Raw genomic sequence first — 16,742 nt, 5'->3', positions numbered from 1 at the left:
GACCTGCCATGAGCCCCACCTCTCCCATGACCCCGGAACGGTTGACGGTGCTGAATGCCGTCGACCGTTCGCGCCTGGTGGAAGTCTGGGAGGCCGCCGTGCGCGCCACGCACCACTTCCTGGGCGAGGAGGACATCCAGTTCTTCAAGCCCCTGGTGCGGGACGTCTACCTGGATGCGGTGAGGCTCGTCTGCCTCCGTGGGGCGGGGGGCTCCATCGTGGGCTTCATCGGCACCGCGGAGGGAAAGGTCGAGATGCTCTTCGTGGATCCGGCCCACCATGGCCAGGGCTTCGGCCGGGCACTGTTGAGGCACGTCCTCGACGAGGGCGGCATCACGGCGGTGGACGTGAACGAGCAGAACCCCCAGGCGGTGGGGTTCTACCAACACCTGGGGTTTGCCGTGGAAGGCCGCTCGGAGCGGGACGGCCAGGGCAAGCCCTTCCCGCTGCTGCACCTGCACTGGACCGGCACGGCTTGATGCGACTTTCTACCTCACTGCCAGGAGTTCGCGGGCGGCCGCTCGTCCTTCGTGAAGGACTTCAACCAGGCGCGCAGGGCCTCCGGCTCCAGGGGTAAGCTGTCCGGCCAGAGCCGGAGGCTGCCATCGGCTCCCGTGGAGACGAGCATCGTCCCCTTTGGGAAGAAGGCCACCGCCTCCACGGGCCCCATGTGGCCCCGCAGCGCGCGGCTCTCTCCGGTCGCCAGGTCCCACATCCGGGCGGTCTTGTCGAGGCTCGCCGAGGCCAGGCGGGAGCCATCGGGTGAGAAGGCAAAGCCCAGCACATCCGCCTGATGGCTGAGCACGGGGATGGCGTACGGCTCGCCCGTCCGTCCATCCCAGAGCCTCACGGAGCCATCCTTCTGGTCACGGCTGGCCACCAGCGTGCCCTGGGGCGAGAAGCGAAGCTCCAGGACCCCTCCCCCGCTCGTGGTGTGCGAGCGGCTCTGGCCCGTCTCCAGGTCCCAGAAAATCACGCGGTGATCCATGCCCCCCGTGACGAGGACCTCTCCGTTCAGGGGCTTCGGGGAGAACGCCACGGTCCGCACGGCCCCCGTGTGGCCGGACAGGACGCGGAACGTGCCCGTTTCCAGCTCCCACACCCGCACGGTGCCGTCATCGCACGCCGTGGCCAGACGCTTGCCATCCGGGGAGAAGGCGAGCTGCCAGACCCGCGACTCATGCGTCCCCAGCAAGGTGCCCTTCCCCTCCCCAGCCTCCCAGACCCACACATTCCCCTGCTCATCCGCCGAGGCCAGGTGCTCGCCGCTGGCGGAGAAGCCGACGGCCACCACCCGGGCGGTATGTCCCTGCAATGCGGCCAGCTTGCTCCCGGTGGAGGGCTCGTACAGGTGGACCCGTCCATCACTCCCCCCCACGGCCAGCCATTGGCCCGCCGGGGAGAAGCTCAACGCGTCCGGGACGAAGCCCGGCGCATTCAGGAAGAGGGTTCCCGAGCGGGCCTCGAAGAGGCGCAGTTCCCCCTGGCGGGACAGGGTGGCCAACCAATCCCCCTCCGGGGACAGCTCCAGGGAGACCTGGGGCCCCACGCCCGAGAAGAGCACATGGTGGAGCTTGTCCTGCATGGAGAACAGGCGCACCTGCCCGTTGAAGCTGGCCACGGCCAGCTGCTGGTCATCCGGCGAGAACTGGACGAGGTGGGCCTGCTGCCGGGCCCGCCGCAGCACGCGGGGCTCCCCGGTCTCCAGCTCCCAGAGGATCGAGGTCCGGTCGGCACTGGCCGATGCGAGGTACTGGCCATCCGAGGTGACATCCAGGCTGGTGACAGACCCTTCATGCTGGCGGAACTCCCGGGCCTCGCCCGTGGAGGCATTCCGCAGCCGGATCACCCCCTCCTGGGTGCCAATCACCACCCAGGGCGTTCGCGGCACGAAGGTCAGGGCCGTGCCAATGCCCAGGCCGCGCGCGAGCAGCTGCCCCTCGGGGGCTCCAGGCACCCAGCGGTGCAGCTCCCCCTGGATGTTCACCGTGAAGAGGAGGCCGTCCTCGGAAAATCCCCCCACGGTGGACCGGGCCTGATTCAGGACCTGGAAGGCCCCACCCTTCACGTCTCCCAGGGCCGAGGGGGCGTCCTGGTAGCCGCGCACGAACACCCAGGGGCCGCGCGGCGAGGCCAGCAGCTCCTCGATGCCCGGGACGCCCGTGTGGAAGGTGCGGAGCTGCCCCGTGCCCAGGTCCCAGGAATAGAGCACCTCATCCGTCTGGGTCGCGGCGAGCAGGCACCGGTCCTGGCACCCCAGGGTGAGCGCCGAGACAGGCCCTGGCAAGGTGGCGAAGAGCCTGGCCTTGCCCGTGGCCAGGTCCCACTGGCGCAGCACGCCATCCTTGCCGCTCGAGATGAACCCGCCGCCCGGGAGCATCTGGATGCGCCACACATCATCCGTGTCCGTGTCCGTCTCGGTCCGGGCGTCATCGCGCAGCAGCCGGTGGCTCTTGCCCAGCCGGGTGTCCCAGACCCGCAGCGTGTGGTCGTCACTGGCGGAGATGAGGTAGTCGCCGCTGGCCGTGAAGGCGATGTCATTGATGTGCTGGGTGTGCCCCCGCAGCACGGTGGCGAACCCATGGGCCTGGGCATCCGCGGCGACCACCCGCGCGGCGGACCACTGATTGAATCCAGCGGAGATGCCCCGCAGGGATTCGAGGGAGTCGTTGGGCGCCTCCTCCACGATGTCCCGGGCCTTCGTCAACAGCAGGCTGTCGGAGAGTTCCTGGGCCTGCTGGCGGGAGGCCCGGGCGGCATCGCGCTGGGCCAGGATCTCCAGGACGCTCTCCGTACCCACGGCGGCGAGCACCAGCAGGGCCACCCCAGTGACGGTCACCACGGCCCGGTAGCGCCGCAGGAAGCGGCGCAGCAACTCCATGCGCGAGTACGCGTACGCCCCGACGATCTGCCCCGTCTGGAAGCGCCTCAAGTCCTCCGCCAGCTCGCGCGCGGTGGCGTAGCGGTCTTCGGGGCGGCGGGCCATCGCCTTGGTCACGATGGCCAGCAGATCCCTCGGAATGAACTCCTGGAGGCTGGCCAGGGGCGGCGGGGGTCCTTTGATCACCCGCGTCAGCACCTGATCCGAGGTGTCCCCGTCATACGGACGGGCCCCCGCGAGCAGGTGGTAGAGGATGGCCCCCAGGGCATAGACGTCGGCGCGCTCGTCCACGGGCATGCCCGCGGCCTGCTCGGGCGGCATGTACGCGGGCGTCCCCATCACCGTGCCCACCCGGGTCAATCCTCCATCGGAGGAGAGGGCCGCGGGGGAGAACGCATCGGGGGCGGAGGGAGGGTCCGCGCGCGACAGGTCCTTCGCCAGGCCCCAATCGATGACCACCGTCTCGCCAAACCCTCCCACGAGGATGTTCGCCGGCTTGAGGTCCCGATGAATGATGCGCTCGGAGTGCGCATAGGCCATGGCCTCCGCCACCGCCAGCACATGGGGCAGAAAGGCCAGGCGCTCCTTCAAGCTCTTGAGCTCGGAGACGACCTCCGCCAGCGAGCGGCCGGAGACGAGCTTCATCGAGTAGAACAGCTCGCCGTCGGGCCAGCGCCCCACCTCGTGCACCGGCACAATCGACGGGTGCTGCAACCGCGCGGTGACGAGCGCCTCGGTCATGAAGCGGGACTCGGCCTCCGGCGACGGCGAGAGGATCTGCTTGAGGGCCACGGCCCGGCCCAGCCGCAGATCCCTCGCCCGGAGGATGCGGCCAATGCCGCCGTGAGCGAGCTCCCCTTCGAGCGCATACAACGCGGGGTCCACCACGGGCAGCAGCTGGCCCGGCGAAGGAGGCGCCAGACGCGCGGGCGCGGACGTCCGCAGCGTGGGCGCCTCCCCAATGCCCGAGGAATCCACCGTGGGGGGGAAGACGCCCGGGGACGAAGAGGGGGAGGGGGCCTCGGACGAGGCGCCCTCCGAAGAGGAGACTTCCGTCCCGGCAGGTTTGGCCTGGCTCATGAATACTCGGCCAGACGATACCGGGTTTCAGGGCCTTGTGGCAGTCCCCTGCGTGGCCTCCTCGGCGGACATCAGGGCCGGGGCGGTCCACATCGTCTTGAGCTGGTTGAAGGCGGACCGGTAATACCGCCCCGTGGTCTGCGTCTCCGTCAGGGCGGTGGACAGCCCGAACCACTCCTCGTTCAGGAAGTAATCGGGGCCGAGGTTCGCGTTGGAGAACCCGCCGGTGTTGTGGACATCCCGGGGCCCGCTGCCATCCTTCCACCACTCGTCGCTCCACTCGAACACGACGCCGCCGAGCAGCTTGTTGTTGGCGTTCCGGGCGCTGAGGTTGGGCAGCATCGTGTTCTCCCAGCGGTTCTTGTAGAACGCGGCCTGGTGCTGCTGCGCCTCCGCGGTGCCCCGGCCCTCGGGATTGGAGAAGTCACACCCCTGGTTGTGCTGGCAGGCGTCATAGCCAAACTCCGTGAACAGGAGCGGCTTGTTGAGCGGATAGCCCTGGATGATGTTCTTGAAGCCCTGCTCCGTGTTGTACATGTTGACAGACCAGACATCCACGAGCGGCGCCCGGTTGAGCAGGCTGCTGTTGTGAATGTCCAGCTGGGGGTTGTCCCCGAGCACCACGGTGTAGGGATGCGACGCATCGGCCTGCTGATCGGCCTCGCGGATGGCCTCTCCGTAGAAGTCGAACATCGCCGCGGCGGTCATCTGTCCGCGGTTCCAATCGAAGTTGTTCTCATTGCCGAAGGCCCACATCAACACCATGGGGAATTCGGTGCGGTTCTTGAAGACATTGATGATGTTGCGGAAGCGCAGCTTGTGCCGCGTACGCGCGTCCTTGTTGAACTTCACCTGCTGCCCCGCGCGGAGGTCCGCGTTCGTGGGCAGGAAGTAGTTCATGATGACATAGATGCCCTGGCGGTCGGCCTCGTCCAGCACGGCGCGGTAATTGGCGAGCACCGCGGGGTCCACCCGGCCCGGGTCCGTGGACGGATCATTCTGCTCCTCCCAGTTCTGGAACAGCCGGTCGTACAACACGTAGACGCGGATGGTATTGACGCCCATCTCCTTCATCTTCGCGAAGTCGCTGAACACCACCGCCCGGTTCATGGTCCAGTCGTCGGGCCAGTTGCCCGGCCCCGTCCGGGGCACGGGGTGGTAGTTGACGCCCTTCGCGGTGAAAGGCTTGCCGTTGATCAACAGTTGTTTACCCGACAGTGTCAGCGTCTCGGGCGCCCGCCGGGCGTGCGCCTCGAACGCGCCTCCCAAACACACAGCAAGCCCCAATCCCATCATCAACCGCTTCATGTGCCGCTTCCCTCCTGGATTAGAAAAATACCCCTAGCATGAAATTCGAGTTTAGTCCTTAAATCCATTTCCATCTTCAGGTAGACAGGGAGGCGCCGTCCCACGCAACACCCTCTCAAGGAGGCGCCTTGAAATCCAAGACACCGGTATTCCCCTCTCCCGATCCGTCTGGAAGTCCATCCGCTTCAACGCTCGCGGCCATGGTGGCCGCGGCGGTCTCACTGACGGCCTGTGGGGCCGCCCCCGGAGAAGACAGCGCGGCGGATGTAACCCCCGAGGCTGCGTCCCCAAGCAACACCCTGGCAGCCGCCTACACGCCGCTGTACCCACCGGGCACCAGCATCACGGAGCAAATCCAATACAGGGAAGCCGACGGCACCCTCGTCACCTTCATGGGCGCCCGGCCCACGGAGCGCCATGCCCGTGAGCGCGGCGAGGCCTGGGATGAGCCCGACAAGGGGCCGGGGCGGTACTTCACCTTCCCCACCTTCTACTTCCAGAACCGCACCTTCGGCCTGGAGATCCGCGACCACGTGCCCGCCGGCCGCCAGCGCATCGAGGTGTACCTGCACGTCAATGACGGCACGTTCCGGGGCACCACCTTCAGCCTGTTCCGCAACATCAACAACCCCAACGTGCGCGACTTCGGCTGGTCGCTCAACTACGGCTTCAACAACCCCAACGAAGGCAATCAGCCCATCTGCCACGCGGGGTCCAGCGACTGCATGATGTCGTTCACCTCCAACTGGCGCACGTCCCCGCACAGCCCGTTGAAGATTGGCGACAAGATCGAACTGGCCCCCGCCCCGCGCCTGCTGGCGCCCGTCATCGACGGCGGCGGCGAGCGCTACTACTCGTTCGAGCAGCTCTACGTGGTGGGCGTGGGCATGCGCCCCTGGTACGGCATCGTCCCCAACCTGGACTCCGAGCCCCTGCCGGACGAGACGCTGCTGGGAGGCCAGGCCAGCGTCTCCTACAACTACTCGGAGGAGCCGCACCGGGTGTTCCAGCAGATGGCCAACAACATCGGCATCACCAACACCAAGCGCTTCGTGCAGGGCCGCCGCCTGTTCCACACCTCGTTCGCCGACGGCACGCACTCCGAGCACCCCACCACCAATCCGGTGTTCACCGAGCACAAGGGCCAGCTCGGCCCCCGCTACAACCAGGCACGCTGCATCGAGTGCCACACGGCCAACGGCCGCGGCGTGGCCCCGGCCGTGGGCGCGAAGCTCTCCACCCTGTCGGTGCTCACCGGCACCGCGGGCAGCAGCGGCGCGGTGCTGCCGGATCCCACCTACGGCTGGAACGTGCAGCAGCAGGCGGCCTCCACCTCCGCCCCCAACTACGGGGTGAGCGTGGCCTCCTACACGAAGACGACGCGCACGCTGTCGGGCGGTGAGACGGTGGAGCTGCTCAAGCCCGTCTACACCTTCAGCGGGCCCACGCCGTCGCTCTATTCCGTGCGGCAGGCCCCGCAGGTCATCGGCCTGGGCCTGCTGGAGGCCGTGGATGAAACCACCCTCCTGGCACTGGCGGACCCCAACGACGCGAACGGGGACGGCGTGCGCGGCGTGCCCCACTATGTGACCAACCCCGAGACGGGCCAGGTGCACCTGGGCCGCTTCGGCTGGAAGGCCACCAAGGCGAGCCTGCGCCAGCAGGTGGGCGATGCGCTCATCAAGGACATGAGCGTCACCTCGCCCGTGTTCCCCTCCCGCGACTGCCAGAAGGGCTCACCCAACTGCCACAACGCGACGGGCGCCACGTCCGTGTCCGAGACGGAGCTCCAGCGGCTGTCGGATTACCTGGCACTCATCGGTGTGCCGGCCCAGCGCAGCCTGCGCAGCGGCTACCCCGAGGGCATCCGCGTGTCGCCGGAGCACGATGTGAACCCGGCGCAGATTGCCCGCGGCAAGACCCTGTTCGCCCAGGCCCAGTGCACCGCGTGCCACACGCCGCAGATGACCACGGGCAACACCCACCCGTTCGCCGAGCTGCGCAACCAGACCATCCGCCCGTACACCGACCTGCTGCTGCACGACATGGGCCCGGAGCTGGCCGACACGCTGACCGAAGGCCAGGCGGCCCCCCGCATGTGGCGCACGCCGCCCCTGTGGGGCGTGGGCTCGCTGAAGTTCGTGCAGGGCGGCGCCCAGAACGTGCGCTACCTGCATGACGGCCGCGCCCGCACGCTGAAGGAGGCCATCGGCTGGCACGGCGGCGAGGCAAGCGCCAGCCGCGCCAGGTTCGAGGCGCTCTCGAAGGATGACCGGGACGCGGTGATTACGTTCCTTGAGTCGCTGTAAGCGGCCGGGGCGGCACCGCCCTACCGCAGCAGCCCGGGCCACCACCGCCAAGAGCACTGGGGGGTGGCCTGGGCGCTCAGCTCGAGTTTCTGGATGACGGTTCCATCCCGTCCGACGTCCAAGGACCAAGGGGAGCAGTTACTTCCATCCGGAGGAAACACAAGCTCGCCACAGGCGGTGCCGTCACTGGCGAAGACAAGCAGGGACTGCTGGCACCCGGCTCCGCTCATCGTGGGCACCGGGGCGAGGACGTTGGCCTGCTGGTTCCGGATGAGGGTCAGGCGGGAGCCCGGGTGGCTGGCCAGCCAGGCGGGAGCGGGTTGGGCCACGGCCTCTCCACTGGGAAACCGCGCCACCCACTGCTCTCCTCCCCGCAGTGCCAGGCCTCCGCCAGCCAGCGGCTCCAGCAGCCAGAACGACGCGGAGACCGCGGGCGCCGGGAACGTGAAGGGCTGGGTCAAGGGCCCCCCCTGGCGGCTCAGCCATTGGCCGGTCCAGTTGCTGCCCCCAGGCTCTGGCCAGAGCAGGAGCGCGCGGCCCTTCGTGTCCACCCCCGCGAAGACGTCGCGGTTCTCGTCCAGGGGCAGCGCTCCCAGTTCGAGGGTCTCCCCGAGGGGCATCCCCACAGTATCGAAGAACCGGTACGTCAAAACCTGGAGATTGCCCGGGCGCGTCTTCCACACGGCGGCCAGCGCGCCCCCCTGGGGATCGTAGGCCACGCTGGGGTAATCGTCATACACATCCGTCAGCTGCTGGTGGTTCAGCTGCTCTCCCAAGGAGGAGAAGGCCATCAGCTCTTCCCCCCTAGATGTAAACCTGGAGACGAGGAACCCCTGGGGCTGGGGCACTGGGTAGCCCGCCCCGTCACCGAACCCCATCCGCTTTCCCGTGGCGACGCCCTCCCCCGAGACCACCTGCCAGACATCCACGCCATGCGAGTTGGAATTCAGGAGCGCCAGGAAACCCGCGCCATCACTCCTGCCCGATCCGCAGTAGACCTCCGGGGAAAGGGCATCCACGACGATGCTCCGGCTGGGCCCGAGCTGCTCGGGCAGGAGGCCCTCGCACGCGGACGCGGGCGCCGGGTCCTCCGGAGGCGAGGGAGGCACGGGCACCTGCGCCTGGGGGGGCGTGGGAGGGGCGGAAGGCGCCTCCTCCGCGTCCGGCGGCCCAGTGGGAGCGGGTTCGTCCGACGAACAGCCCACGGCCTGCACGCACAGCACCGCGGCCAGCACCTTCCCCCACCGCCATCCCTTCCAGCCCATGCGCCCCCTCCCCGGTTCTCAGTGCGGGAAGATGAGCACCCCATCCTCCAGGTGCCAGTACAGGCGCCTCGTGCTGGACACTCGAGGGCTCAAACACAGAAGCCCCCTTTCTCCCGGTGGAGAAAGAGGGCTTCCAAAACTTCAAGGTGAAGGCCTGGGAACTACGGCACGGTGGCCGTGACCGTCACACCCGAGAAGGCGGAGTAGCCGTACACGGAGACGTACCAGGTACCCGCGGCGGGGCTGGAGACGGAGCAGGACTCCGTGTTGTTCGCGTTCTGGGAACGGCAGTTATAGCTGCTGGTGGTGGGCTGCGAGGTCCGGCGGACGTAGAGGTCCGCGTCACCCGTGCCGCCCGACTGGTTGACGGTCAGCTTGGTGGCGCCGGACGGAACGGTGATGGCGTAGTGCTTCCAGGCCTTGGACGCACCGGAGATACCGCTCTGGTTGAGCAGCGTCGAGCCGGTGGGAGGAGGCGTCGTCCCGTTGATGGTGGAGTTGATCCAGCTCTCGAAGGACGACACGCGGGCGTACATGCCCGGGTAGCGCGCATCCGCGCAGCCGTAACCCCAGCTCACGATGCCCGCCAGGACGCGGGTGCTGCCCTTGAGCGCGGTCAGGGGACCGCCGCTGTCACCCTGGCACGAGTCCTTGCCGGCCGCGGCCGCGGCGAGCTGGTCCGCCGAGATGGTCTCCTGGGGGTAGCTCGACTGGGCCTGGGCATTGGTCAGCACCGACACATCGACCGTCTGGAGCGTGTCCGGAGAAGAGCCGCCGCTGCGCAGCGTGCCCCAGCCGGTGACGCGCACCGAGGAGCCCGTGCTGGGGAAGCCCGCCGAGCCGTCCGCCGCCGTGGCCAGGGGAATGGCCTTCGCGTTCGGGCCGCTCAGGTCCAGCGGCGAGGACAGGCGCAGCAGCGCCGCATCCTTGCCAATGTTCGCGTCCACATAGCCCGGATAGACGACGACCTCGGCCACCGTGCGGATCTGCCCGGCGCTGCTTCCGGAGACCTTCGTGATGCCGGCCACCACGCGGCCCGGCTTGGAGATGGACCCACCGCTGTTCACGCAGTGCTGCGCGGTCAGAATCCAGTTCTCGTTGATGATGGAGCCGCCGCAGAAGTGGAAGCTGCCATCCTGCAGGGAGACCTGCCACGGGTTCTCGGCGATGGTGGTGTTGGCACCACCGACAATCTCTTGCGACGCGGAGGCCGGGGCCGCCTGAGGCGCCTGCTCCTGGCTCATCTCCTGACCGCATCCAACAGCCAGCAGCGACACCACACTGGCGGCAGCCCAACGGCGCACAACTCGAACCGAACTCATGCGTACCTCGACAAAGGGGGATTGGGTGAAGCAGGCGAATTCTGGAGGACAACCCTATCAGTTGCACACGCCCCCACAGGTCGTCTTGTGACGGGGCTGCTGGCGGCGACCGTACACGTCTTCCACCCCACTCTCCGTGCGGGTGTTCACGGACCCTGATGTCTCACGGGGAACGTTCCGGCAATCCGAGCGCCGCGCGAACTTCGGCGGTGGGACGGCCCGCCCAGTGCCGGCGGTGGTTCTCCGCGGTGGTGAAGCTGCGGGGCTCCATCCGGTCCAGGTAGAGCGTCCCCTCCAGGTGGTCGAACTCGTGCTGGAGAATGCGGGCGTACCAGCCCCGGGCCACCAGGGTGACGGGGGCCCCGTGCTCGTCCAGCGCCTCCACGCGGACGCCACGCGCCCGGGGCACCAGCGCCGAGAAGCCGCTGACGCTCAAGCACCCCTCGTGAAACTCCACGGGCTCCGGATCCTCCACCACGAGCTTCGGGTTGATGAGCACGTGGAAGTTCACCGGCTGACGCTCGCGCGCGGCCAGCTCCTCCGGCTTGACGCCCAGCTGGTACTCGGCCCGGTCCTCCACCACCACCAGCCTCAATCCCACGCCCACCTGGGGCGCCGCGAGCCCCACGCCCGGCGCATCCCGCATCGTGTCGCGCATGAGCTGGATGAGCTGCGTCACCTGCGGGCTGGCGATTTCCTCCGGCGTCAGCTCCCGCGCGCGCTGCCGCAACACCGGCTCTCCCGCCTGAACGATCTTGAGCACCATGGCCGGGAACCTAACACCCTCCAGGCGCCTGTCCGCCCTCGCCTTCGCGGGTGCTAGGGTACGGGCCGCCATGAGCGTTTCCCCCATCCGCAGACAAGCCGCCCTGGCGGCCCTCCAGCTCGACGACGAGGCGCTGCTGAAGACGTGCGAGGTGGAGTACTTCATCGCCTCCGGCCCTGGCGGCCAGCACCGCAACACCACGGCCAGCGGCGTGCGGCTGACCCACCCGCCCACCGAGCTGTCCGTCACCGCCACCGAGCGCCGCAGCCAGGTGCAGAACAAGGGCGTGGCGCTGGAGCGGCTCCGGCAAGGGCTCAAGGCGCTCACCTTCGTGCCCAAGGTGCGCCGGGCCACCCAGCCCACGAAGGGCTCCCAGCGGCGGCGCCTGGAGGGCAAGAAGCAGGACAGCCAGAAAAAAGCCCTGCGCGGCAAGAAGGACCTCTGGTGAACCCGAGTCCGCCGTGGATGGCTCCCCGGCCTGGAGAGTGCTGATGCCCACCCTGGAAGATGCCATCGCCCTGGCCGTGGAGGCCCACCGGGGCCAGCGCGACAAGGCGGGACAGAGCTACATCCTCCACCCCCTGCGGGTGATGATGCGCCTGCAGACGGACACCGAGCGCATGGCGGCCATCCTCCACGACGTGGTGGAGGACACCCCCTACACGCTGGAGCGGCTGCGCGCCCTGGGCTACCCGGACGAGGTGCTGGGCGCGCTGGACTGCCTCACCAAGCGGGAGGGTGAGAGCTACGAGGCCTTCATCGAGCGCCTCCGCCCCCACCCTCTGGCCCGCCGCGTGAAGCTGGCGGACCTGGAGGACAACATGGATGTCCGGCGGCTGCCCGCCGTGGGCCCCCACGAGGCCGAGCGCCTCACGCGCTACCGCGCTGCCTGGAGCCGGCTCCAGGAGACCTGAGCGGCGCCCGGTTCAGGGCGCGGCGTTCATCAGATCGACCACGCTGTGCTGGCGGGCCGCGTCCGTGCGGTCCAGGCCTCCCGCCCACCGCAGGCCATACGCGTCCAGGGCGTTGCGATTCTTCGTGTACGCGGAGTCCGCCTGACGGCGCAGGTAAGCGCTGTAGGGCCGGTCGGCCAGCAGCGCGTTCAGCGCTCCCAACCCACGGACGTACGCCCCCTTGAACGAGGGGCCGTCCCCTCCGCAGTCGCCGCTCTCACACGGCTCCCGGAGGATTCCGTTCACGTGGAGCGACGGGTGGGTGGTCGATGCGTCCGCGAGCTGGCGCGCCCGGGTCAGCAGGGTGCTGTCCCCGGTGGCGCGGTACAGCTCCGCGAGCCCTGCGACCAGGACGCCCTGGTTGTACGTCCAGGCGACATCCCCGTTGTTCTTGCAAGTGCTCAGGTTGACGCCGTCATTCACCAGGTTCGAGGAGTTGATCATCCCGGTGCCCTGGAACCACATCCACGTTGAACGGGCCCGCTGCAGATAGACGGTGTCCCCCGGGATGCGGTTGTGCAGCGCGGCGTTGAGCTGCAGGTAGAGGCTGTTGGAGATCGCGTTCTTGTACTGCTTGGCCGTGCTCCACCAGACCCCGCCGCCGCACACGCTGTCCCAGTAGCGCGCCATGTAATCGGCGTCCGCCCGGGCGGTGTCCAGATACCGGGTCTCGCCGGTCAGGTCGTACGCGGCGATCCACGCCAACCCCCACCAGCCCGTGTCGTCGATGTAGTCGTTGGTGAAGTTCCCGCCCTGCGCGGAGCGGTTGCGGTCATAGGTGTTGGCGATGGCGTAGCGGTAGCTCGGCATGCCGGACACGCGGATGTTGTCGATGATCGCGGTCAGCGCGTTGGCCGAGTTCCACCAGCCGGTGGTGCTGAACAGCCCGGTGTTGTTGTCGTAGAACTGCATCAGCGCGGTCGCCGCGGCGGTGCGCCGGTCCCAGGCGTTCCACGTGGTGCGGGCCCACGGCGTACAGGCAATCTCAGGCCGGTCACCGGCCTTGCCGCAGGCGCGCAGGGCCCCCACGCCGTGGGTGCTCCAGTCGTCCACGTTGTACATCAGGGTGCGCCAACTCCGGTACGAACCCGGAATCGCCGCCTCGCCCAGCTTGCTGCCGGATCCCCAGGTGCGGCCCCCATCAAAAGACCGGTCGAGCCACACCTGGTCTCCCGGATTGCCGTTCTCGATGGAGGCCCAGGCCATCGCGTCGTCATCGTTGAAGTGCAGAACGATGCTCCGCGAGTGGATGGAAGCGCTGACCGGCTGGCGGTCCTTCGGCGACAGCGCAGGGTCTCGGCCATCGCAATACTTGTTACAGATGGCCGCCACGGCCACCGACGGCGCGGACACGAAGAGCGCCGCAACGGCGGCACCGACACTGTGGAGCACTTTGGACATGGTCCCTCCGGGGAGACAGGCACGCAGCGCCATTCGTCCACGCCACAGACGGCCGACTTGACGCCTTGTCCACGGCCCTTATCACATATCACAAAACGAGTATTCCAAGCATAAAAAGCAAAACACCCAGTCCCCTCCCAGCATGGCTGCCGCTGGCGCTGACACGCTCCGGGCTGCGGCTCTTCATCAGCATGGTGCCCTCCCTGGTGGGGGCCGGCCTGCTCGGGGCACTCAAAGGTTGCTACCTGTACGCCGTCATCAAACCCGTTGGAGGGTTTGTTCTTCGTTCAGATGCTGCTGGCCCTCATGGCGGGCGTGCTCGTGGCCGCCTCGCCAGCGGTGCTCAGGCTGCTGCTGCAATAGCCCGGTCAGTGCAGCAGCACGGGCCCAGGGGTTTTGTAGGACGCCGCGTTTCCGTCCCCGACCTGGCCGAACTCATTGCTGCCCCAAGCCCACAGGGCCCCGTCATGGCTCACGGCCAGGGAGTAGTCATAGCCCGCGGCGATGGCGGTGATGCCCGCCAGCCCAGACACCTGGGCCGGAAGGAGCCGGCCGGGGATGATCCCCTCGCCCAGCTGGCCCGTCTCGTTGTTCCCCCAGGCCCAGAGGGTGCCGTCATTGCGCACGGCCAGGCAGTGGACTGCCCCGGCGGAGACAGCGCTCACGCCCGTCAGCCCAGACACCTGAACCGGGGTGAGGCGCTGCGCCGTGCTCCCGTCGCCCAGCTGGCCGGACGAGTTGCTTCCCCAGGCCCAGAGGGTGCCGTCATTGCGCACGGCCACGGAGAACAAGAGGCCCGCGGAGACGGTGGTGACCCCCATCAGCCCGGGCACCTGGACCGGGCTGAGGCGTTGGGTGGTGGTTCCATCGCCCAGCTGGCCCTGGGCGTTGCGCCCCCAGGCCCAGACGGTGCCGTCAACCCGCACGGCCAGCGAGTGCCTGGCGCCGGCGGACACGGCAGTGACACCCGTCAGCCCGGGCACCTGAAGAGGCGTGCCCTGTTGGGAGGTAGTCCCGTTGCCCAGCTGGCCATCACGGTTCTCTCCCCAACTCCAGACCGTTCCATCACCGCGCAAGGCCAAGGCGTGAGAGGAGCCAGAAGCGATGGCGGTGATGTCCGTCAACCCTGGCACCAGGGCCGCGGTGGTGCGGCTGATCTGAGAGTTCCCATCGCCCAGCTGGCCAAAGGAGTTGCTGCCCCAGGCCCAGACGGTGCCGTCGTTGCGGAGCGCATACGAGTGGAAAGAGCCGGCGGAGACCGCGACAGCCCCTGTCAACCCGGACACCGGGGCAGGCGTGTCCCGCTCGCCGGCGGAGGTTCCGTCACCCAGCGCCCCCAGGGTGTTGAGCCCCCAGGACCACGCAACGCCGCCGGAGCCCACCGCCAGGGAGTGGCTGGTGTGGGCTGCCACGGCGGTCACGCCGGTGAGTCCCGCCAGCCGTACGGGCGTGAAGCGGTGGGAGGTGGCCCCATTGCCCAACTGGCCAAAGCTGTTCTGGCCCCAGGCCCGGACCGTGCCGTCGTTGAGCAGGGCCAGCGACTGTTTGTAGCCCCCCGCGATGGCGGTGATGCCGCTCAGGCCGGGCACCTGAACAGGGGTGAGGCGCTCGGTGAGCGTTCCATCGCCCAGCTGGCCCTTGGCGTTGTCTCCCCAGGCCCACAGGGAGCCGTCGCTGCGCAGCGCCAGGGAGTGGATATAGCCCGTCGCGATGGCGGTGATGCCCGTCAGCCCAGGCACCTGGACCGGGGTGGTACGTTCGTCATAGGACCCATCGCCCAGCTGGCCACCGAAGTTCTGCCCCCAGGCCCAGACGGTGCCGTCCTTGCCCACCGCCAGGGTGTGGCTCTCGTCTCCAGCGGCGGCGGTGATGCCCGTCAGCCCGGGCACCTGAAGGGGGGTGGCGTGGGCGGTGTAGGACCCATCGCCCAACTGGCCGGAGGAGTTGTCTCCCCAGGCCCACAGGGTGCCGTCCTTGCGCACGGCCAGCGAGTGGTAGGCGCCCGCGTAGACGGCCACGATGCCCGTCAGCCCAGGTACCTGAATGGGCGTGGGGCGCACGGTACGGGTCCCATCGCCCAACTGGCCGGAGGAGTTGTCTCCCCAGGCCCAGACGGTGCCGTCGTTGCGCAGCGCCAGGGAGTGCTCGATGCCAGCGGCGAGCGCGGTCATGCCCGTTAGCCCGGGCACCTGGATGGGCGTGAGCTGGTCGATGGAGGAGCCATCGCCCTTTTGGCTGTCGAGGATGGGGCCCCAGACCCAGACGGTGCCATCCTTGTGCAGGGCCAGCGAGTGAAAGTCACCTGCCTCCACGGCGGTGATGCCACTCAACCCAGACACCTGGATGGGCGTGCTGCTCAGGCGGGTGCTCCCATCGCCCAACTGACCGCTCGAGTTGCTCCCCCAACTCCAGACCGTTCCGTCCGACAGCGCCGCGAGGGCGTGGGAGGCCCCACTGGAGAGAGAGAGGGCGCGGCAGGGCTGGAGCGAGACGGTGAAGGGATGGGCCAGCGCGCTGCCCTCCTCGTCCTGAAGGGTGACGGTGACGGTGGCCTCTCCCGTGGCGCGGGCGGCACAGGCGGGGGCGGTCCAAGCAACCTCGCTGGTGGTGGCGGTATGGCTCGGGTCCCCGAGGGTGCCTGTGCTGGCCTCCCAGGAGAAGCGAAGGGATGAACTCCCGGCGTCCTTCGCCGCGACGCGGAAGGTGACGGTCTCCAGGGGCCGCGCGCTGGCCGCCGACTGCGTGCGCTCGGCCAGGGTAGGAGCCTCATTGCCTCCACAGCCGGCAGCGGCGAGCAGGAGCACGGCCAGTGTGGCGAAGAGGCCCTGGTGCGGACGGGCTCGAAAGGGAAGTTTCATCGATTCCTCAGCGAATGGAGGGAAACGCTACGCCCTCTCCGAGAAGTCTCTTCTCTCTTTGGCAAGCATGTCTATCTTTCGTGACGGCCCACGCCGGCAACACGGTCCGCGTCGATGATGGGATGCCTCGAATAGACATCTCATCCGCTCAAGAAGCGTCTTCACTCCCTCGGCCTTTCGAATTGATATGAATTTCCCATGGGGTGTTATCAAGGGCCTGAGTCTCGCTGTCTCGGCCCGGTATCCCGCCCTGGCCCCCGAGAGCTTCTGTTTCTGGTGTTTTCAGGATTCGATCCGGTAGACTCCGGGCGCACCTGACGGACCCTCAGGGGGAGCCTCCCATGCAGCACCATCCAGAGCCACGTGCGGACGCCAACGCCGTTATGGGGACAGGGCGAGCAGGAAGACCTTGCGCTCGCGCAGTGCCCAGCCCGAAGTCTCCCGGCGGCGGATAACCCGGGCGCTGAGTGAAACGCCGGCCAGGGCCGCTGCTTCCCCACGGGACGCGCCCCCCTGTTCCGCGTGACATGCTCTTCGATACACGCCGCGTGTTCATATTTTGTTAGCTGTGTCGCGCCGGGGTGGCCTCCCGGGCGCGA

General features: G+C 68.4%; 11 protein-coding genes. 4 read left to right on the top strand and 7 right to left on the bottom strand.

The window, feature by feature from the left end; genetic code table 11:
* The first annotated feature begins 8 nt into the window (after window positions 1-8).
* On the top strand, window positions 9-479 hold the full coding sequence (locus KY661_RS09815; RefSeq protein ID WP_225409957.1) for a GNAT family N-acetyltransferase: 471 nt from the start codon (window positions 9-11) through the stop codon (window positions 477-479).
* Between the two features lie 14 nt (window positions 480-493).
* On the opposite strand, the gene KY661_RS09810 is transcribed toward KY661_RS09815, so the two are convergent.
* Window positions 494-3,961, bottom strand: a complete 3,468-nt coding sequence (locus tag KY661_RS09810) for a serine/threonine-protein kinase (RefSeq protein WP_225409956.1) — start codon at window positions 3,959-3,961, stop codon at window positions 494-496.
* 27 nt (window positions 3,962-3,988) lie between these two features.
* Entirely contained in the window at window positions 3,989-5,269 is a 1,281-nt protein-coding gene (locus tag KY661_RS09805; protein WP_225409955.1) for a cellulase family glycosylhydrolase, read from the bottom strand.
* 128 nt (window positions 5,270-5,397) lie between these two features.
* On the opposite strand from KY661_RS09805, the gene KY661_RS09800 reads away from it, so the two are divergent.
* Complete coding sequence (locus KY661_RS09800; RefSeq protein ID WP_225409954.1) at window positions 5,398-7,578, top strand: di-heme oxidoreductase family protein; 2,181 nt, start codon at window positions 5,398-5,400, stop codon at window positions 7,576-7,578.
* Window positions 7,579-7,598: 20 nt separating this feature from the next.
* Here KY661_RS09800 and KY661_RS09795 read toward each other — a convergent pair whose 3' ends face one another.
* The 3 genes from KY661_RS09795 to def all read right to left on the bottom strand — a co-directional run bounded on the left by KY661_RS09795 (window position 7,599) and on the right by def (window position 10,931).
* A complete protein-coding gene (locus KY661_RS09795) occupies window positions 7,599-8,843 on the bottom strand; it encodes a hypothetical protein (protein ID WP_225409953.1) in 1,245 nt (414 codons plus the stop codon).
* 161 nt (window positions 8,844-9,004) lie between these two features.
* Complete coding sequence (locus KY661_RS09790; RefSeq protein ID WP_317987241.1) at window positions 9,005-10,087, bottom strand: trypsin-like serine protease; 1,083 nt, start codon at window positions 10,085-10,087, stop codon at window positions 9,005-9,007.
* Between the two features lie 241 nt (window positions 10,088-10,328).
* Window positions 10,329-10,931 (bottom strand): peptide deformylase, encoded by a 603-nt coding sequence (gene def, locus KY661_RS09785; RefSeq protein WP_225409951.1) that lies wholly within the window; start codon window positions 10,929-10,931, stop codon window positions 10,329-10,331.
* Between the two features lie 70 nt (window positions 10,932-11,001).
* Here def and KY661_RS09780 point away from each other — a divergent pair, with 70 nt between their 5' ends.
* Window positions 11,002-11,379 (top strand): peptide chain release factor family protein, encoded by a 378-nt coding sequence (locus tag KY661_RS09780; protein WP_075004487.1) that lies wholly within the window; start codon window positions 11,002-11,004, stop codon window positions 11,377-11,379.
* A 43-nt stretch (window positions 11,380-11,422) separates the two neighbouring features.
* On the top strand, window positions 11,423-11,845 hold the full coding sequence (locus KY661_RS09775) for an HD domain-containing protein (protein WP_225409950.1): 423 nt from the start codon (window positions 11,423-11,425) through the stop codon (window positions 11,843-11,845).
* 12 nt (window positions 11,846-11,857) lie between these two features.
* Here the strand turns inward: KY661_RS09775 and KY661_RS09770 are convergent, their stop codons facing one another.
* Entirely contained in the window at window positions 11,858-13,285 is a 1,428-nt protein-coding gene (locus tag KY661_RS09770) for a glycoside hydrolase family 76 protein (protein ID WP_225409949.1), read from the bottom strand.
* Between the two features lie 368 nt (window positions 13,286-13,653).
* The gene (locus KY661_RS09765) at window positions 13,654-16,143 is read right to left on the bottom strand and encodes an RCC1 domain-containing protein (protein WP_263436858.1); all 2,490 of its coding nucleotides are present in this window, start codon (window positions 16,141-16,143) and stop codon (window positions 13,654-13,656) included.
* Window positions 16,144-16,742 lie beyond the last annotated feature (599 nt).

The organism is Allostigmatella hybrida, from assembly GCF_020103775.1.
Taxonomy (GTDB): domain Bacteria; phylum Myxococcota; class Myxococcia; order Myxococcales; family Myxococcaceae; genus Hyalangium; species Hyalangium aurantiaca.
This window is presented reverse-complemented; position numbering and strand designations above follow the sequence as displayed.